Origin of the sequence: Psychrobacter sp. 1Y10 (assembly GCF_052259005.1) — a bacterium.
In the GTDB taxonomy this organism is placed as follows: Bacteria; Pseudomonadota; Gammaproteobacteria; order Pseudomonadales; family Moraxellaceae; genus Psychrobacter; species Psychrobacter saeujeotis.
In genome coordinates, this window is sequence record NZ_JBQQES010000010.1 from 78,920 (window position 1) to 98,568 (window position 19,649).

A 19,649-nucleotide genomic window follows, 5' to 3' on the forward strand; every position below is an offset into this window, starting at 1 on the left:
TCAAAATAACTTGAACGGTCGTTCATTTTTCTTTATAGTGGCTGTAAGACTAACACCTAAACCTTTCGAGCCGTCTAAGGATATCAACATGCTTAAATTTTATTTTCATCAAACCCCAAACCCTATGAAAGTGGCTCTTTATTTAATGGAGACGGGTTTAGCGTACGAATTAATGCCAATAGATACCATGAAAGGTGAACAGCACACGTCTGAATACCATGCGATTAACCCGAATGGTAAAACGCCCGCTATCGAAGATGATGGCAACCGTGTCTTTGATTCGACGGCTATTTTGATGTACTTGGCTGAAAAAACAGGCAAGCTTGCTGGAAAGGCTGAAGATCGAGGTGAAATGCTCTCATGGCTAATGTTTGTCGCGACCGGCTTAGGCCCATTTTCTGGTCAATCCGTGCATTTTAGACATAAAGCACCCGAAAAAGTTCCTTATGCGATCAATCGATATCTTCGTGAGGCTGAGCGTCATTACGAAGTGCTAGATAAGCATATGGAAGGCCGTGAATATTTAGTTGGTGATGACTACTCTATTGCGGATATCTCCGCTTGGGGCTGGGTCGATAAGGCAACGTTTGTATTGGGCGAAGAAGGGTTAGACAACTACCCTAATCTTAAACGTTGGTTTGCTAGTATAAACGCTCGTCCTGCGGTAGATAAGGCTCGCAATATTGCTAAAGACATTCAGTTCAAATCTGACTTTGATGATGTAGCTGCACGTGCCCTCTATCCACAAAACTTTGCGAAAAACATCGGATAACCCCAAACATAAGAATACACATAAAAGTAGGAATAAAAATGGAAAACCAATATATACCCCCAAAAGTCTGGACACATGATGCAGAGAGTGGCGGTAAATGGGCAAGTGTGAATCGCCCCGTTTCAGGTGCTACCCATGAAAAAGCATTACCAGTAGGTGAACATGCTTTGCAGCTCTACTCAATGGGCACACCTAACGGTCAAAAAGTCACTATCATGCTAGAAGAGCTGCTAGCACTGGGCAAAGACGCAGAATATGACGCTCATATGATTAATATTGGTGACGGCGATCAGTTTTCATCAGGCTTTGTCGATATTAATCCTAACTCTAAAATTCCAGCTTTCGTTGATTACTCTGGCACTGAGCCTGAAACGGTATTTGAATCGGCTTCTATTTTGCTTTATCTTGCTGAAAAGTTTGACGCACTACTACCTAAAAAAGGCAGCAAACGTACCCAAGTCTTTAACTGGTTATTTTGGCTGCATGGTTCTGCCCCATACTTGGGCGGCGGTTTCGGGCATTTTTATGCTTATGCGCCCGAAAAGTTTGAATATGCCATCAATCGCTTTACGATGGAAACCAAACGCCAGTTAGATGTACTCGATAAGCAATTAGCAAAAAATGAATTTATCGCCGGTAATGAGTATAGTATCGCTGATATTGCCACGTGGCCTTGGTATGGCAATTTGGTGTTGGGTAATCAGTATGAGGCCAAGGACTTTTTGCAAGTCGATGATTACACCCATGTACAGCGCTGGGCAAAAGCCGTATTAGCACGTCCAGCCGTACAACGTGGTCGTATCGTTAACCGTACATCGGGTGAAGTCTGGGAACAATTAAAAAACCGTCATAATGCAACAGATATCGATAAAGTGTTACTATTAAAACCTAAATGAGCGGTAAGGTGAAAATTATGAGTGCACAAGCGAAGTTTAATCGTGATGACGTCATCGAAAAAGCCAAAAACCTCTATTGGGAAAAGGGCTATCACGCCACCTCTATGAGAAATCTGCAAGATGTCGTCGATATGCGCCCTGGTAGTATCTATGCCGCTTTTGGTAATAAAGACAATTTGTTTAAAGAGGCATTAAATCGCTATGCTAGAGAAGGTGCTGCCAATCTTGCCAATAGTATTGCGCAAGAAAAGACAGTACTTGCTGGCCTAAAGCGATTTATTCATAGCGTCACTGTTTGTAGTAAAGGCACTGCACCCAGCGGCATGTGTATGGTTGTTAAAACCGTCGGTGAGCTCACGCAAAACGACAGTCCAGATTTGCTTGCTCATGCAACCAGCATTTTAGAACGTGTTGAAGCCTCTTTTATTAATACATTTCAGCAAGCCATCGATAATGGTGAAATTAGCGATAATAAAGATCCAGCTGAACTGGCCCGCTACTTTCAAATTCAAGTAATGGGTTTAAGAACTTATGCGCAAGTCAGTAATGATACGGATGCGGTAGAAAAGTACATTGATGGTATATTCGAAGGTATTCTTTAATAAGGTATTTTCTAATAAGATAAGCACCAGTCTTATTTTATATTTAACGTGTCACTTTCGATCAGCCCATCTACCAAATTGATCGTGCGATCACAAGTCGCTGATAGACGAGGATCATGCGTGACTAAAAGCACGCCGCAATCACGTTCGCGGTTGACCTTGCGAAACAGCTCAAACACCTCAGCAGCTGTGACTGTATCTAGATTACCTGTTGGTTCATCAGCCAATAATAGCGGAGGTTCCGTTATAAGCGCTCTTGCAATGGCTACTCGCTGCTGTTGACCACCCGAAAGCTCGTTCGGCTTAGTATCAGCAAACTTCTCCAGCCCAACTGCAGTCAGCAAGTCACGTGCTTTTTGTATCGCCAACTTATCTGGGCGACCTTGAGTCAGCATCAGTGGCATCAACACATTGTCTAACGCTGTAAACGCCTGAATGAGGTGATGAAACTGAAAGACAAAACCAATACTATGGCCTCGCAAGGCAGTACGTCTAGCATCATCCATATTACTAGTGGCCTGACCTAACAGATAGAGCTCACCACTGGTCGGCTTATCGAGCAAGCCAAGCACGTTTAGCAACGTGCTTTTCCCAGAGCCAGAGGGGCCAATCAGTGCAGCAAAGTCGTGTTTATCAATGCGCAAGTCAATACCATGCAATACCTCAATCTCGTTAGGCTGACCAATATTATAAGATTTTTTCAACGCCTCTAAACGCAGGACTTCATGAGGGTTATGAAAGTTATTAGATGTATTGTCAGACATAGTATTAGGCTCATGATTAAACATAGCGAATAGCCACTACTGGATCCAGAGCAGCGGCTCGACGTGATGGTATCGCGGCAGCCAGAATACCAGTGAGCGTCGCTAGTAGCATTGCCAGCATGATCAAATTTGCAGACACTGGAATATAAAATAAACCTGGTCCAAAAGTATTAAACACCCATACTAGAGCGTAACTGGCCACGCTACCTAGCATTGATCCAAGTAAACCAAAGACTGCACCCTGAATCAGAAAAATTCGTAAGATTTGCTGACGGGTAGCGCCAGTTGCACGTAAAATACCAATCTCTCGAGTGCGCTGCACAACGCTGACGGACAGCACACTCGCAATGCCAAAGGCCACTGAGATAGCTACAAAGACAATAATCATATTGGTAGATAGGCTTTGCGCGGAAAGCGCATTCATCAGTTGCGAGTTGGTCTCAATCCAGCTCTCTGCTTGCAATGAAGTCAAGCGACCTACCTGTGCGGCGATATCTTCTGCCGCAAAGATGTCTGCGACGGTTAAATCAATTACGGTGACCCCGCCTGGGAGACTGAGTAGCGACTGTGCCTGCTTCAAATCTAAGTAGACATAGCGAGCATCTAACTCACGTACACCTAAGTCAAATATACCGACGATATTTACTACTGCACTATTCTGTTGCCCAGTTTCTATGCGCAGCTTACTACCTACTTGTACCCCTAAGTTTTTTGCTAATTCGCTGCCAATCAGCACATCATCAGCGCCTACTCGCAGCTCGCCACTGATGAGATAATCTTCCAGCGGAATGATCTTCTGGTAACGTTCAAGGTCGGTACCAACAAGTGCTACCGACTCTAATGCATCGCCGCGACGGACAAATGCTGGCCCTGATACCGTCGGTGATACTGCCGTCAACAATGGCAACTGATCCAAAGTCGTCGTTACCTGTTGCCAGTTATTGATTGATCGTAGTCGCTGTGGGCGTTTATCTTCTTGTATTAACTGTACAGTACCGACTTTGGGCGGAATCACCCGATTGACTTCATCCGGTGACAATAAACGAATATGCGCCTGAGTGCCAAGGGTGTTTTCGATAAGATTAGACTGCAACCCCTGAACCAGAGCCGTAATAAAGATGATAACAGCCACACCCACTGCTACGCCTACGGTAATCATTAGCGACTGCGCACGCCCCTCGCGCAAAAAACTCATCGCAATGGTTGCTTCAATCCATAGTCGCCCGAAGAAATTTTTCAATTTAATTTCACCGCTGGTTCATTACGGGTAACTGAATTATTATCGTTAGTTGAAACGTTGCTATTTGAATAATTGCTACTTTCAGAGAATGGCATTTCTTGTACTTCAGTACGTACTCGCGCGCCATCAGCTAATGATGAAGTTGCATCAACTAATACTTGGTCGCCAACGTTTAAACCTTTGTTAACTTCGGACATTGCCAAGCCACGCAGGCCTAAAGTTACCTTCTGCCGTTGTACTTTACCATTATGCAATAACAGTACTTGGGCATTATCCTCTTGAACATTCGCTAAAGCATCATTCGGAATCACTAGCGCCTGCTCGCGGCGACCTGTTTCGATATTTACCGATACCGTCATGTCTTGACGCAAAAATTGAGGCACTGGATCAACGCTTAATCTAACCTCGACTGTACCGCGCTGTGAGTCAATGCTTGGTGCAATGAAGTTGATACGAGCAGGAAAAGGTTTGTCTGGATAGGCATCAGTGACGCCTATCGCACTTTGCTGCAATGCTAGCCGTGACAAGTTGCGCTCATCAAGTGGCACCTCAATCTCCGTACTTCCATCGAGCGCAATGGTAAATAAAGTTCGACCAGGCTGCACCAAATCACCAGGCTCTACATCACGGGTCAATACCGTCCCTGATACCTCGCTACGTACTTCAGTTTTATCAAGTTGCGCTTGCAAGGCAGCGATACGCTCACGTAGTAAAACCTCCTCAACGCCGCCAGATGCTAATGCTTCTGCTCGCAAGCGTGCTGCTTTAAGATCATTACGAGCCTGATCTTCCATCTGCTCTGCTTGCTCCATCTCTTCATCTGAGATTGCCGAAATCGCTGCCAACTCGCGCCGACGTGCTACGTTACGAAGAGCTTGCGCTAGCTGAACTTTCGCTTTGGACAAATCCACTACGGCTTGTGGTCGTGTACTAGTTATAAGTTCAGCCAACTCAGCCTCAGCTTGACGCACTTGAGCAGCAACGCCATCTGAACTTAGTACCAGTAATAGATCTCCTTTAGCAACTTGGTCACCTTCTTGTACCAAGCGCTCAAGTACCACACCAGTTACTTCACTGCCAACTTGAGTACGTGACGTCGTTACTACACGTCCGGTCGCTACCACCGTCTGTACCAGTGGCATGGATGAGACGCTGTAACTAGGCAACAACGGCCCTCGCCACCAACGGAATATCACAAAACCAACGGCAAGCAGCAGCAGTACGATAACAATCACATACTTATAGTTGACAGCGCGCAATAGGTTTCTCCAGTTCAAATTAAAAGCAGGTATATCGACGGACAAAGTGGCTTATATGTAAAAATTGTAAATTTAACTGTGTACATAATAAGTGTGATAAAACGTAGATTTTCTTCTCAACCTACTTAGCTAACAGCTGTACACAGCGCTGAATCACTGGCGCATCGACCATTTCACCATCTACTTTAAACACAGCTTGTCCACTGCGCTCATATTCTTCTATCACACGCCTAGCAAACTCAATTTCAGCATCTGTTGGTTGCAGCGCGTTTTGCACAACAACCACTTGCTTAGGATGAATACAGAGCATGCCGGACATGCCCATTTGTGACCATAGCTGTACGCGCGCGCTCAACCCTTTGGCATCATTAAAATCGGGATACACCGTATCAATGGGCGGCGACAGCTGATTGATTTTTGAAGTAAGGATTAATTGATAGCGAATCTGATTGGCGACGATATCTGCCGCAGGCGTCCCTACTTGGACTCCCAGATCATTGCATAAGTCTAGAAAGCCATAACTGAATGCGACCAGTCCTGTCGCTTTTGCCATAGCATCGACTTGATGCAAACCGATGGCATTTTCTATTAGTGCAATGACAAATAATCCGGTTAAATGATGAATGTATTCGATATCTGTGGCCTGTTCAGCTTTAGGTAATATGACGCCAGCAAGATTGGGCATCTGCTCGCATGCTTTTATATCTTCAGCAAAATCAGTACTACCTGCTTGATTAATGCGTACCCAAACTGGTTGATCGTCTGCACTATCATAATATCCTTGCAATGCTTTGCGCGCTTGCCCCTTATCCTCTTGAGCAACCGCATCCTCTAAATCAACAATCACTGCATCTGCACCGCTAGCAAAGGCTTTGCTTACCCTATCTATTCGAGTCGCTGGGACGAATAACCACGTTTTATTATTCACTACATTAGCCATATGAGTGAGATTTTTATTGCTAGGTGCCTGCATGTGAGTGTCCATTTTTTTAAATATAACTGTTTTATGAATGATGAAAATAGAAGAAAAAAGCCAGACAACATAAATGCTGTCTGGCTTTAACCATAATGCTAATACGGTTATTAATCAATACTTTACTGATTTATATAGCTTACAAGAATGCTCATCAATTTATCTGATGATTTTTAAACATTGCCCTGCATGATACAGCGTTAATCCTACTTCAGTAAATCCAGATTTAATTCCTCCAAAAGAGACTTTCGCTTCTTCTAAGGTCTTAAATGGTAAAGGGATACTTTCTCTATTACCCGTCAGTATATAGTCTGCAAAGCACTTACCCATTAGCGTGCCTGTGGTAATGCCGCGTCCGTTATAAGCCGTGGCTGTCAGTAAGCCTTCATCGGGCTCCATGACTCGGAAGATATGATCTTGCGTAAAGCCAAAGCTGCCCGTCCACTCATATTGCCATTTAAATGCTGGCAAATCTGGATAATAGCTTTTTTGCACAGCGTTGGCCCATGATTGGTAAAAAGATTTTGGTTTAAGCTGGGTACCGCCTACCGTTCCCAATAATAAGCGATCATCGTCATCACGGCGAAAGCTAGATAACGCTAGTCGCGTGTCCCATGCGCCTGTCTTATAAGGTAAAATACGATCTGCAGCCTCTCCACTCAGCGGTTCGGACGCAATCTGATAGTAATAAACCAGATAAAACGTCTTGGTAATTTCTGTCCATTCGCCTTCGGTATAGGCATTCGTCGCAATAATGACGCGCTCAGACTTTACGCGGGCTTTAGAAGTCCTTGTGTACCAATGGTCATCTACTTTCTCTAATGCTTCAACGGCTGAATGCTCGTAGATAGTCACGCCAAGATCTGTCGCTACTTTTGCCAGTCCTCTGACATAGGCCAGCGGATTTATGGTACCGGCGCGGTGATCTAACAGTGCTTTATTGATACTTTTGGTACCACAATACTCATGACATTTGTTGCCAGTTAACACCTCAACATTTGCACCGCGACGGCTGAGCTGCTCGTATCTGATATCGACATCGATTTCACCTTTAGCGTTGTGTGCCATGTGAATATTACCAGCTTGCGTGGCTTGCGCATCGATATCATAACGCTTGATTAAGTCAAATACTAAGCTTGGCGCTTGTCCAAGAGCTTCTGTCAGACGCTCGCCTGCCGCTTCGCCTAGTGCAATGTTCAAATCATCGGGACGTGCCCAAGTACCTGCATTGACCAGTCCTACGCTTTTTCCTGAGCCGCCACTACCGATCGTTTGGCTCTCAAGCAAAATAACTTTAACACCTTTTTCGGCCAAATGAATCGCAGCCGATAACCCTGTATAACCGCCTCCAATGATACAGATAGTCGCTTGGGTATCGCTACTCATCTGGCTGTAGGTGTCAATATTGGGCGCAGTCATGTTCCATAAACATTGCTCTTGCAACATCTCATACTCCCTTTATCACACTTCACTAATTGAATTAGCAGAAGAAGTGTCAGTGTCGAGCTTTTCTACGGTTGGCTCTTCACGCGGTATAAACTTATCAAGGAACGCCCATAACAAGCCAAATAAAGGCGACAACCAACAGGCAAATGCAAAAGGTGCATAGGTTAATGTCGCAATTCCAAGCGTAGCCGCGACAAAGCTACCACCCATATTCCACGGGATAAGCGGTGACAATAGCGTACCACTGTCTTCGATAGAGCGTGTTAGCGTTGTGCGCTTATAGCCCATCTCTTTATATTTCTCTTTTAATAAACGTCCTGGTAATACCAAAGTCGTATAAACGTCTCCGATAAGGGTCCCTACACTAAGGACACTACCGTAAGTCGTAAAAATCAGACCTAAGCGTGACTTCACGAAATGGTTGATTTTTGCCATGATGGCTTTTAGTGTACCGTAATGCTCAAGCGAACCAACAAAAGCGAGGGCGAAAATGGTCAAGGTAATGACCCATGTCATCGACATGACGCCGCCCTTTGATAGCAACTGATCAACAACGTCAAAACCTGTTTCGCTGACAAAGCCATTTTGTAAGACGTTGAAAATCTCACTAACACCAACACCTTGCAGAAAAAACGCAATAAGCGATGCCACTACGACGCCACCTAAGACAGTGGGTATCGCTGGCATTTTCATGACAGCCGCGATAACAACTACAAGCGCAGGCAATAAGGTAATAATGCTTAAGTTGTAATTGTCAGCTAGGCTTGTTTGTAAGGCTCGGATAGAAGATAAATCGATACTGTCATCACCATAGCCCATACCAATCCATGCATAAATCGCTAAAGCAGTAACCATCGCTGGCACGGTCGTCGGCAGCATACCTCTAATATGATCCCAAAGCTCAACGCCTGCAGCGGCTGGAGTTAGGTTGGTAGTATCTGACAATGGTGACATTTTGTCGCCAAAAAAGGCACCAGAGACGATAGCGCCGCCTGTAAAGTGGGCTGGAATACCAAGACCCATACCGATACCCATCATCGCGAGACCAACTGTACCGACTGTGCCCCACGAGGTACCTGTGGCAACAGAAATAATGGCGCAAATAATACAAACTGAGAATAAAAAAGAGGAAGGAGAAAAAATACTAAAACCGTAATAAAGGATGGTCGGTACGGTCCCTGCAATAATCCATGAGCCAATGAGCATACCGACACCCATTAGAATAATCATCGCCGGTAAGCCTATCTTAATAACCTTTAAAAACCGCTCTTCCATACCCTGCCAGTCACGACCACGCATCTTCATAAACAAGCCAGTGATCAAGATGCCGCAAGCCAGCGGTATGTGCGGGGTAAAGTCTTTAAATACGAAAAACTGCACCATAAGAATCATGGCAGTCAATACTAGAGGGGCAATATCAAGCAAGAAACTAGAAGACGGACCATAGCCGTCGTTCGCGGGGTCATGCGGTTTGTCATCTATCATAATAGATCTACCTTCCTTAGTAGTCGTCAATAAGTCTTGCAACCAATCCTTAGTTGCTTATTATTTTTAGTCTGCCAAGCCTACGTGGAGTATACTTGGCAGTTGGTGTCCGGCGATTTGTACGTAATGTTTTGTGCTGAGCAATATATATTCAATCAATCTATATAGAAGCTACAAATTAAATCGAAACCTTAATTACTGACTGCACACACTTGTATTAACCAAAGCTAATACCTTGAGCAAGTGGTAACTCTGTCGAATAGTTGATGGTGTTGGTTTGACGACGCATATAAGCTTTCCATGCATCAGAGCCTGACTCACGTCCACCGCCTGTTTCTTTTTCACCGCCAAACGCACCGCCAATTTCAGCGCCACTAGTGCCGATATTGACGTTAGCGATGCCGCAATCACTACCACGATCGCTGAGGAAAGTTTCAGCTTCGCGTAAGTCATTGGTAAAGATACATGACGAGAGCCCTTGTGGAACATCGTTTTGCATCTCAATAGCATCATCAAAGTCTTTATAGGTCATGACATATAAAATCGGCGCAAAGGTTTCGCTTCTAGCAACGTCGTTTTGCTCATCAAACTCTACAATGGCAGGCGTGACATAATAAGCATCAGGATATTTGTCTGCTAAGACACGCTCACCGCCTGTGACTGTGCCGCCTGCTTCTCGAGCCTTTTCTAGCGCGGCTTGCATGTTGTTAAAACTGTCTTCATCAATCAGTGGACCGACCAAATTGCCTTCTAAGGGATGACCAATACTGACGGTCTCATAAGCAGATTTTACACGTGGTAAAATATCGTCTTTAATAGATTCATGGACAAAGAGACGGCGTAATGTGGTACAACGCTGACCCGCTGTACCAACTGCTGAGAATATAATGCCCCGTAGCGCAAGATCTAAGTCGGCTGTCGGCGCCAAGATCATAGCGTTATTACCACCAAGCTCTAGTAAACATTTACCGAAACGATCGGCAACTTTTGGCCCGACAGCTCTACCCATGCGCGTGCTTCCAGTAGCGCTCACCAAAGCCACGTCTTTGTTTTCAACTAAAGCATTACCAACATCTACCTTACCCAATATCACTTGAGATAGATGCTCTGGTGCCTCACCAAACTTTGCCAAGGCTTTTTCAAACATGGCTTGACAGGCCAAAGCGACCAAAGGTGCCTTCTCTGACGGTTTCCAAATTACAGGGTTACCGCAGACGATGGCCAGCGCAGTATTCCAAGACCATACTGCCACAGGGAAGTTAAACGCAGAGATGACACCGATAACACCAAGCGGATGCCACGTCTCACGCATATGGTGACCTGGACGCTCAGAGGCAATCGTCAAGCCATAGAGCTGACGTGAAACGCCGACAGCGAAGTCGCAGATATCGATCATCTCTTGTACTTCACCTAGGCCTTCTTCTTTGATCTTGCCAGCTTCAAACGACACCAGCATGCCCAAATCTTCTTTATGCTCGCGCAGCACTTCACCGAGCAGACGAATCAATTCGCCACGCTTGGGCGCAGGAACGACCCGCCACTCCTTAAACGCTTTTTTGGCATTTTGGATTTTATTATTAACCTCATCGACGCTATCTAAGGTTATTTTGCCAATAACCGTACCGTCTATAGGCGTATTGACTTCAAAATCGCCATGTTGATATTGCTCTTCTTTGACACCCATGGCAGACATGTATTGCTCAATCATACTCAATCCCTTGTATAGTTATTTGTAATATCCTTAATAGATATTTAAGCTACCTTGCAACGCGATAACTTGCAAAATAATAAATTTCTTACAGTCATTCCATTTTGGAATAGCGAATAAATAAAACCGCTATATGTATTTGTTATACATAACAGCCCTTCGGCCATAGCTGTTTTATATACACCCGTACTCCTATACAAAACTGTTTAAAGCATTTATGCAGTCTTTTAAGCTTTGAGCTTGTATCTCTTCATATAACGCCAGCTCATCATAGATACTAGCGCCAAGCGCTTGCTCAAACTCATGCTGATTTGAATTGCCATCATAGTTGCTTTGCTTGCCTTGCTGAAGATTAGATTGAAAAATACCAGCGGCACTAACAGGCAGAAAATCTTCGTAAACGATAGGTTCAATCCGGATAGTGCCTTTCTCAATCAAAGCGTTTACTACTTGTTTTGAATCGACCGTTTGTGCATCAACGGTTTCTAAATGAAGCATAGCACTGTCTACATCTGCAGCATTATCGACTGCTTGATAATAAAAGTAAGCGAGCGCCTCATTATGCATGGCTTGATAATCATCAGGGAACGCGTCGAACGCCCTCTCTAAAATTTGATAATACTCCGAGGCATTGTCTGCGTTCGGAGTCGCGCCTAATTGACTGCGTGCTTGGCTAAGCAGCTCGTCATATAGCGCTCTACCCTTTGGTGTTAATGCCACACCGCGCTGCTCAATCTCACCAAAGCGTGCGGTATGATGACCCTGTTCGTACTCGCCGTTTGGGTTTTTAAAAAGAACAGCTTCCTCTAATGCCTTAAAGCTCGTCTGTCTTAATAAAATCGGACATTCCCGTTTTGGCGGCCCCTCTATAATCGCTTTTGGCGGGATGCCCTTTGCCTGCATGCCTTGCTGTACGGTATCTATATCCAGCGTTCTAGGAGTCAAATGATTGATATGCGGGCCTTTAAAACCGACGACATCGGCAATAAGGCCATGCTGCGCTAATAAGCGCTGATATAGCTCTTTTGAAACCGGCGTTTTATCATGCCAGCGAAAGGTTTCTAAAGCCTCTTTTATAAATTGCTCGCCTTCCTCAGCCGTCAAACCGCTCTGCGCTTCAAAGCGCTCAATCAGGCTAACGACATTATCGGTAAAAATTTGACGGTTGGCTAACGCGGTTATGGCGTCTTGTTTTAATGCTTCATCATTAATCAAGTCAAGGCGCAGTAAAGAGGTAAATACACGAAACGGGCTTTGATTTAATGCTTGCGCATCAATGGCTCGAAAAGCCGTAGAATGAACGGGCACGCCAGCAGGTGCCAAATCATAATAGCCCACAGGGTGCATACCCATGACAGCAAAGAGACGACGCATCATGCTAAGCTCGTCTGCTGTGCCCAATCTAATCGCACCGTGGCGCTCCATACTGAGTCTATCAAGCTCTCCGGTGTGCGCCAATTGCTCTTTAATCTCAGGGTTTTGGTTTAGCACCTCAGTATTCACTTCAGCAACCAAATCAAGCAAATCACCATATAGTGGGACTTCGGTTTGGTACATGGTCGACATCGCCATAGAAAACTCGTGGCGAATATCATCGCGACTTATAAACGTATGATTCACAGATAGACATCCTTGTTAAAATCTCAGAAATTTTATTTGACGCTTGTCACTGATTTGAGCAAAACCCTGCCTGCTCAGCAAACGAATAATAGTCATGCGCTCATTCCTTTTTGTCATTGCCGATAGAATGTTAGATTTAATACATGAGTTAGCAAAGAAAAATCACTCCTCTTTGCTAAGACATATATGTTTACATATTGATTTTCAGTTCAGCGATAAGCTTTAGGAGGCTCTTGAGATAAAAAGCAAGTTTTGAATAAAGAAGGGTCTTTGGAAGAAGTCCTATATAAACTTATCGATAAGGGTAAATATAAAACCATTTCAACGATTAAAACACAAAATCTATCGCATTCTCATGCTGGTTAGAGGTTTCAAGATACGCTGAGATCCATTCTAAAATGACTTTTACCTTGTGGGAACGTCCCAAAGATAAAGGATAAGTTATATAGTAAGAGCCCCGTCCTTTTGATGCATAATTCCATGCTGTCACTAGCGCCCCTGATTGCAACTCAGGAGCAACCAACCGCAGGGGTACGAGTGCGATACCATAACCAAGCAGGGCAGCAGCAATGCACGCGTGAAAAGTATCAAAACGCGGACCGACAAACGTCCCATCGATACTAATGTCTTGTTGTTTAAAATACTCATACCAAGCACTTGGACGTGAGCTCAACTGTAGCAAGGTGCAATCGTCTGCATTGCTCGTACAAAATTTTTTATCTTGATTTTTATCATACAAATATTCTGGTTGGCAGACCGCCACACAATATTCATCAAACAGCTTAATCGCCTCCATACCGCCCCAAATGCCATCACCATATAAAAAGGCAATATCGACGTTTTGATCCTCAGAAAAAAAGGGTTCAGCCAGCTCTTTAATATCTATATTAATCAACGGATGCTCTTGGCTAAACCCTTTTAGCGCAGGTATCAGCCAGCGTGAACAAAACGTGGGATGTGAGACAATTTTGAGCACTTCTGTATTATCACTATGTGACATCAAACTGGTGGTCGCCACCTCAATATGCTTGAGAATCTCTAGCACTTCAAGGTAATAAGTCTTGCCAGCTGGCGTCAATGAAATCCGGTGCGGCGTACGATAAAAGAGTGAAATGTTTAACATCTCCTCTAACTGCGCAACCTGCTTACTGATGGCGCTTTGTGTCATATGCATCTCTTGTGCGGCATGGGTAAAGCTCAGATGCCGCGCGGCCGTCTCAAAACATTGCAGCGCAGTCGTCGATGGATATCTTCTAAACGCAAGGGGCTTACTGGTTTCGGTTTTCATCATTTATAATTTTTATCTCATGTAAATACAAAAGCAGCAAAAGCTGATTGACTATCGCTTTTATTTAATTATGCAAACTGCATAAACCTATTTAAACTGGCAAACGGTTTGCGCATTATTGTGGCGACGCTGATCGTCTTATTAATAAAAACTCTTGTTCAAGTATTAAGATTATATCTCAAATTGAGACATTGGATTGAAGGATTGGACAGTAGGTACTGATATTAAGCCTAATGATTCACGCTCTTTGATAGTCTAATCAAAAGCATTACCTTAAAAAAACATTCTATCAGTCATAAAACGACAGCAAAAAGCCGATAACAAAATAGCTATCGGCTTAATGAAATGAATGACAATAAAATAATTAATAGTTAAATCAGCGGTGAACGCATTTAAGCGTTATTCTTAATGCGGTGCATCAGGCTGATTCATAGGATCTGCATCAAAAAATGCTTGGAGCGTACGGCAGTGCTCATCAATGGCCATGATATTTGGGTAAGGTGTTAAATCCACCTTAAAGCGGCGAGCTGAATAGACTTGCGGGATTAGATAGCAATCTGCAAACGTTGGACTGTTACCGTAACAGAATTTGCCGCGCGCCTCATCTTTTGCCAGTAACGTCTCTAATGCAGCAAAGCCTTCCTCTATCCAGCGCTGACACCATGCCAACACTTCATCCTCGTCAACTGACAACTCATTGCGTAGGTATTGCAAAATACGGCGGTTATTAATCGGGTGAATGTCACAGCCAATCATCGCACTTAGCGCTCGTACTTGCATACGGCCAGCAGCGTCTTTGGGCAATAATGGATTGTGCGGATAAACCTCTTCTAACCACTCTAAAATAGCTGGGCTTTGATAAAGCAATAAGTCGTCCGTCTGTAAGGCTGGTACTAGGCCTTGCGGATTAATAGCTTTAAATACTGGCTCAGACTGCTCATCCTTTGCCAAATTAATAGAGATTGCATCGTAATCTAAACCCTTTAGGTTCAACGCGATACGTGTACGGTGTGAAGTGCCACTACGAAAGTAGCCATAAAGTGTCATCATAGTTATTCTCCTGCCTATGTTATTGTAAGTGCTGAGTTATAAACGCTTATTTATCAATGCCTATTTGTAGATGTTAAAGACAGTTTTTCTATATACCAAACGCTCATTATTACCTATATAATTAGCCATGGTAATAAACCTGTCAAACCTAAAATATAGTCATTTTGAAATAGAATAAGGTCGATTTTCATAGCATCCTGCTAGTATAAATTTTACTCCCTTGCTGTGCCGTTGCAGACCGATGCTTCGGAAAATTCATCCTAAATACTGTATTCTTTCTAAAATGAAGCAGCTATATTGATTATAACTATCAAATCGTTTTTTTATTTAACTGAGTCATCAATGTCATCAACAGAAACAACAGCAAATAAAAACCAAGGTGGCATACAGTCACTTGAGATTGGTCTCTCTGTCCTAGATGTACTCATAGATTACCACGAACCTATGATGTTAAAAGACATTGCTGAAGCGATGCAAATGCACCCTGCAAAAGTACATCGTTATTTGGTTAGTCTCATTCGTAAAGACTATGCACGCAAGCTGAGCGATGGACGCTACGGGCTCGGTAACCGAGTCAATGCACTGGGACACAATAGCTTCGATCAAAACAATATTTTGCAGCGCCTAACTCATGCGGCGACTGAAATCAAAGATACCATTAACTGCGGGGTACAAATCGCTAAGTGGTTTAGTGAAGGCCCTATTGTCATCCATTCTTTTGAGCCGGACAGTCCGATCAGTATCATTACTCGTATAGGCTCACGTATGCCACTGGCGTCTTCTGCGACAGGTAGACTGTTTGCCAGCTATCAGCCTGAGACTATTATCAAACCTTTGGTGCTTGCAGAGTGGCAAGGAGATATTGATATCTTGGCCGTCGTTTCTACTACCAAGCCTGATAACGCTGAACTGTCTGCTAAATGGCAAGCGTTTACTAATCTGCAAACCGATATCCGTACGCAAGGTTATGCCATCGTAACAGGTGTCATGTTGATGGGTATAAATGCTATTAGCATACCTGTCATCAGACCGCAGTCTAAAGCCGTCAACGATAGCAGCGCATCTGCTAACGATGTGCTATTAGAGTACGCCATTACCGTTATCGGCACGCCTGAACAACTGCCCCTAGATGATCAACAAGTAATCGATAAAATTCTATCAATAGCTCAGCGTCATCAGATTACTAAGCGTTAGGCTATTGCTAATAGATAAACTAATGCCAGCCCAACTTCTTTTTAAGCAAAGGTAAGTCTGCGCTCACGTGTGCATAATACATTTTTAAACCCGCACATAGATAGCTCAGACCCACCTCCCCATCTGGGGTCTTTATAAAACGGTGTTTGGGGCAATCTCCCCAGCACAGTGTTAAAAAATCACAAGTCTTGCAGTAATTAGGTAGTGTGCTCTGCTTTAAATACCCAAACTGAGTTTGTTTTTTGCTAAAGGCTAAGTCGCCTTGATGAGTATGGTGAATATTGCCTAACTTATATTCTGGATAAACAAAATGGTCACAGCAATACAAATCCCCATTGTGCTCCAACGCTAATGCCTTGCCGCAGACAGCTGCCGTCGTACATTTTTGCGCGCCTTTATTAAGCATCTGTGAAATGGTGTTTTCAAAATGATCCACAAAGACACGACCAAAATCCAAATATATCCACTCTTGCCAAACTATGGTCAAAAAATCCCCCCACTCTTCAGGAGTGACTGACCAATCAGTGACTACTTTATTCATCGCCGTCGATTCAGATATATCTTGTAGCTCATCTATCTTTTTTAATGAATCAGGCTGCCAATGCAAGGGCGCAACTTGCTTAAAATCTAGCGGTTCAACCCCAGCCAAAAGCTGAATCATGCGCGGCTCAACTTCATCACGTAAAAATCGATAAACAGCTAAAGGCTCCTTGGCATTTGCATCATTGACGACGCATAGCGCATTAAAAGGAATGTGATAGGCTTTTAAGCGTTTGATGGCAGCCATGACCAAATCATGAGTTGGTTTATCATTATTGGTACGGCGGTAGCGATCATGTAGATGCTTGGGTCCATCAATAGAGATACCGACTAAAAAGTTATTGGCTGCTAAAAATGCGCACCACTTCTCGTCTAGGAGTAAGCCATTGGTTTGGATATCATTGTGAATCACCATATCGTCAGGACAGTATTGCTTTTGCAATTCAATAACTCTAGTAAAAAAGTCCAGCCCCATCAAGGTCGGCTCACCGCCTTGCCAAGTAAATACGACTTCTTTGGCACCAAATTGCGCTTCAATATATTGTCTAATATGCTGGTCTAAGGTCTTGTCTGGCATGCGCGGATGCTTAGACTGATTGAGCAAGTCTTGTTTGTGCAGATAAAAACAATAATCACAGTTGATATTACACGCAGAGCCACTAGGCTTTAGCATCGTATGAAAGCGATAAGCAGTTTGCTGAGTGTCGGATATTTTAAGCTTGGGATATATGCTTGGATTTGTTGCGCTGCTTTGATTTACAGGTACTGTTGGGATACGTTTCATAAGTCAGACTCTATAAAATTCAAAGGTGCTTTTTATAAAAAAATGCTTTTTGCAAATTTTTATAATCATAACGGGTCATAATCTGCCATAACATGTTATTTCATAACGTATTATGGCAGATATGATTTTAAGACTCGATAAGCGTAGCAGCGTGATTGTGCTATACACTATTCTTATCTACGAGTAGGCGACACTTCGACCACACCGACGTCTTTAGCATATTTATTATAACTTTCAATCATGCTGTCTAGTATTTTGGGGTATTTGTCAGCGATATTAGTGGTTTCGCCAGGATCCTGCGCTAGGTTATAAAGCTGCCATTGCTGCGTTGGTATGTCACCGTCCTCCAATCCTGAAAACCTATGGGTGTTCGCCAGTGCTTTAAAGTCTCCAAAACGCACCGTTTTAGCGCCGTTCATTTCTAGCACTTCAGCTTCATAAGGACCTCGTGATTGAACGTTGGGCTGCGTCAACTCCTGTATCAACGTTTCACCATCTAATGGCGCTTTACCTTTAGGTGTCGTTTTTTGTACGCCAGTGATATCCAAAATAGTAGGCGCTAAATCCATCAGATTACTGTATTTACCAGATACTTTGGACTTAGGGATGCTAGGACCGCTGGCTATTAAAGGCGAGCGAATGCCGCCCTCAGAGGTATAGCCTTTGAAAAGACCAAAAGGCATGTTAGACGCTTGTGCCCAGCCTAACCCTTGTGACACATAACTATCAAAGTTACCCATATTTTCAAGCGAGTTGTCATGATCATTATTGACCCAATCTTTCCAGCGTCCTGCGGTCTCACGATATTTACCGGCAGCACCATTGTCTGAGAAGAAGAATATGTAGGTGTTGTCTAACTCACCCTTTGCTTTGAGGCTATCTATTACTCTACCAATATTAGTATCCATATTATCGATCATGGCGGCATAGATTTGCATGCGCTTGATTTCTTTTTGTCTCTCATCGACACTATAGCTATCCCATTCAGGTACACTTACCATCGCAGGTTGTTTGGCAGTTTCAGGGATAAAGTTTAGCTTTTTCGCATTTTTAAAGCGTTGCTCGGCAAGCGCACGTGGACCGTCTAGATAATAGTCACTGTACTTTTCTATATCTTCGCGCGGCGCTTGCAAAGGAGAATGCGGGGCTGTGAATTGTAGATAAGCAAAGAAAGGCTTATCGTCTGGACGAGTATTTAAAGAGTCCATCAGAAAATTAACATAAGAGGTCGATGAGTAAAAATCATCAGGTAGTTCAGTAAGCTCGCCATTTAGACGATAGGGCTGATCGCCATCAGGACCGTCTGGATAATTATCACGTTTATAATGATTACCATCACCTTTTAAATACACAAAAGATTTATCAAAGCCCCAGTTAGTAGGTGCGTCTTTGGCTTCGGTACCTAAATGCCATTTACCAGACATCACTGTAAAATACCCTGCTTGCTTCAAGCGCTGCGCAATCGTTAGAGCTTTGTCATTGAGATGACCGACATAATCAGGGTCCTTGTTTTGCTCAGGTGTATTAAATACAAATAAATTACCCAAGCCGACTTCATGCGGATCAGAACCAGTCAAAAAGGCTGCTCTAGACGGAGCAGAATATGGCGTCACCGAAAAGTCGGTGAAGCTTATACCATTCTCTGCTAGCATTTGAAGATTGGGCGTTTGTATTTCGCCACCATAAGGAGAGATATCTGAAAACCCTAAGTCATCCGCCATGATGACTAATACATTGGGTGGTTTTTGCTTATCAGTATCGTTAGTAGGAACAGTTGCTGCATGTCCCAATGACATGCCAGTCAGCATCACCCCTGAGCCTATAGCCAGCTTATTGTTAAAAGTGTTCATTGCTATATCCTTGTATAGTTGTAAGTACATTCCATCGTGTCAATTAATACATTTTTAAATAAGCGCAGGCTTATCAAATCGTTCATCTGATAAGCCTGCTTTTTAACCAAGCAGCACCAAAGAGATCGCTGGGAACGCAACCAGAATAACCAAGCGAATGACATCAGAGACAATAAAC

Annotated in this window: 16 protein-coding genes; 4 read left to right on the plus strand and 12 right to left on the minus strand. The window is 43.6% G+C overall.

What is annotated here, in order from left to right:
- Positions 1-88 precede the first annotated feature (88 nt).
- Genes ACTXGH_RS12480 through ACTXGH_RS12490 form a run of 3 tightly spaced genes read left to right on the plus strand, consistent with a single transcriptional unit; the run spans position 89 to position 2,270 of the window.
- Positions 89-772: a glutathione S-transferase family protein gene (locus tag ACTXGH_RS12480; protein WP_439296930.1), complete on the plus strand. Its 684-nt coding sequence runs from the start codon at positions 89-91 to the stop codon at positions 770-772.
- A 38-nt stretch (positions 773-810) separates the two neighbouring features.
- Positions 811-1,668, plus strand: coding sequence for a glutathione-dependent disulfide-bond oxidoreductase (yghU, locus tag ACTXGH_RS12485; protein WP_439296929.1), 858 nt, complete (start codon positions 811-813; stop codon positions 1,666-1,668).
- 17 nt (positions 1,669-1,685) lie between these two features.
- Positions 1,686-2,270, plus strand: a complete 585-nt coding sequence (locus tag ACTXGH_RS12490) for a TetR/AcrR family transcriptional regulator (protein ID WP_439296928.1) — start codon at positions 1,686-1,688, stop codon at positions 2,268-2,270.
- A 32-nt stretch (positions 2,271-2,302) separates the two neighbouring features.
- Here ACTXGH_RS12490 and ACTXGH_RS12495 read toward each other — a convergent pair whose 3' ends face one another.
- The 10 genes from ACTXGH_RS12495 to maiA all read right to left on the minus strand — a co-directional run bounded on the left by ACTXGH_RS12495 (position 2,303) and on the right by maiA (position 15,100).
- On the minus strand, positions 2,303-3,034 hold the full coding sequence (locus ACTXGH_RS12495) for an ABC transporter ATP-binding protein (protein ID WP_439296927.1): 732 nt from the start codon (positions 3,032-3,034) through the stop codon (positions 2,303-2,305).
- A 16-nt stretch (positions 3,035-3,050) separates the two neighbouring features.
- The gene (locus ACTXGH_RS12500; protein ID WP_439296926.1) at positions 3,051-4,274 is read right to left on the minus strand and encodes an ABC transporter permease; all 1,224 of its coding nucleotides are present in this window, start codon (positions 4,272-4,274) and stop codon (positions 3,051-3,053) included.
- Positions 4,271-5,533, minus strand: coding sequence for an efflux RND transporter periplasmic adaptor subunit (locus tag ACTXGH_RS12505; protein WP_439296925.1), 1,263 nt, complete (start codon positions 5,531-5,533; stop codon positions 4,271-4,273). The genes ACTXGH_RS12500 and ACTXGH_RS12505 overlap by 4 nt, the downstream gene beginning before the upstream one ends.
- Before the next feature lie 121 nt (positions 5,534-5,654).
- The gene (locus tag ACTXGH_RS12510; RefSeq protein ID WP_439296924.1) at positions 5,655-6,506 is read right to left on the minus strand and encodes an HpcH/HpaI aldolase/citrate lyase family protein; all 852 of its coding nucleotides are present in this window, start codon (positions 6,504-6,506) and stop codon (positions 5,655-5,657) included.
- 159 nt (positions 6,507-6,665) lie between these two features.
- Positions 6,666-7,952 carry an L-pipecolate oxidase gene (gene amaA, locus ACTXGH_RS12515; RefSeq protein WP_439260913.1) on the minus strand — a complete coding sequence of 429 codons (1,287 nt, stop codon included), beginning with the start codon at positions 7,950-7,952 and terminating at the stop codon, positions 6,666-6,668.
- 15 nt (positions 7,953-7,967) lie between these two features.
- Positions 7,968-9,437 (minus strand): Na+/H+ antiporter NhaC, encoded by a 1,470-nt coding sequence (nhaC, locus tag ACTXGH_RS12520; RefSeq protein ID WP_439296923.1) that lies wholly within the window; start codon positions 9,435-9,437, stop codon positions 7,968-7,970.
- 217 nt (positions 9,438-9,654) lie between these two features.
- Positions 9,655-11,145: an L-piperidine-6-carboxylate dehydrogenase gene (gene amaB, locus ACTXGH_RS12525; protein WP_439260915.1), complete on the minus strand. Its 1,491-nt coding sequence runs from the start codon at positions 11,143-11,145 to the stop codon at positions 9,655-9,657.
- A 192-nt stretch (positions 11,146-11,337) separates the two neighbouring features.
- A complete protein-coding gene (gene hglS / locus ACTXGH_RS12530) occupies positions 11,338-12,765 on the minus strand; it encodes a 2-oxoadipate dioxygenase/decarboxylase HglS (protein WP_439296922.1) in 1,428 nt (475 codons plus the stop codon).
- A gap of 328 nt (positions 12,766-13,093) precedes the next feature.
- Positions 13,094-14,056, minus strand: coding sequence for a LysR substrate-binding domain-containing protein (locus ACTXGH_RS12535; protein WP_439260917.1), 963 nt, complete (start codon positions 14,054-14,056; stop codon positions 13,094-13,096).
- 402 nt (positions 14,057-14,458) lie between these two features.
- Positions 14,459-15,100, minus strand: a complete 642-nt coding sequence (gene maiA, locus ACTXGH_RS12540; protein WP_439261292.1) for a maleylacetoacetate isomerase — start codon at positions 15,098-15,100, stop codon at positions 14,459-14,461.
- 345 nt (positions 15,101-15,445) lie between these two features.
- Here maiA and ACTXGH_RS12545 point away from each other — a divergent pair, with 345 nt between their 5' ends.
- On the plus strand, positions 15,446-16,297 hold the full coding sequence (locus ACTXGH_RS12545) for an IclR family transcriptional regulator (protein ID WP_439296921.1): 852 nt from the start codon (positions 15,446-15,448) through the stop codon (positions 16,295-16,297).
- Between the two features lie 19 nt (positions 16,298-16,316).
- Here the strand turns inward: ACTXGH_RS12545 and ACTXGH_RS12550 are convergent, their stop codons facing one another.
- Both ACTXGH_RS12550 and ACTXGH_RS12555 read right to left on the minus strand, forming a co-directional pair.
- Complete coding sequence (locus ACTXGH_RS12550; protein ID WP_439296920.1) at positions 16,317-17,621, minus strand: anaerobic sulfatase maturase; 1,305 nt, start codon at positions 17,619-17,621, stop codon at positions 16,317-16,319.
- A 173-nt stretch (positions 17,622-17,794) separates the two neighbouring features.
- The gene (locus tag ACTXGH_RS12555) at positions 17,795-19,471 is read right to left on the minus strand and encodes an arylsulfatase (protein WP_439296919.1); all 1,677 of its coding nucleotides are present in this window, start codon (positions 19,469-19,471) and stop codon (positions 17,795-17,797) included.
- Positions 19,472-19,649 lie beyond the last annotated feature (178 nt).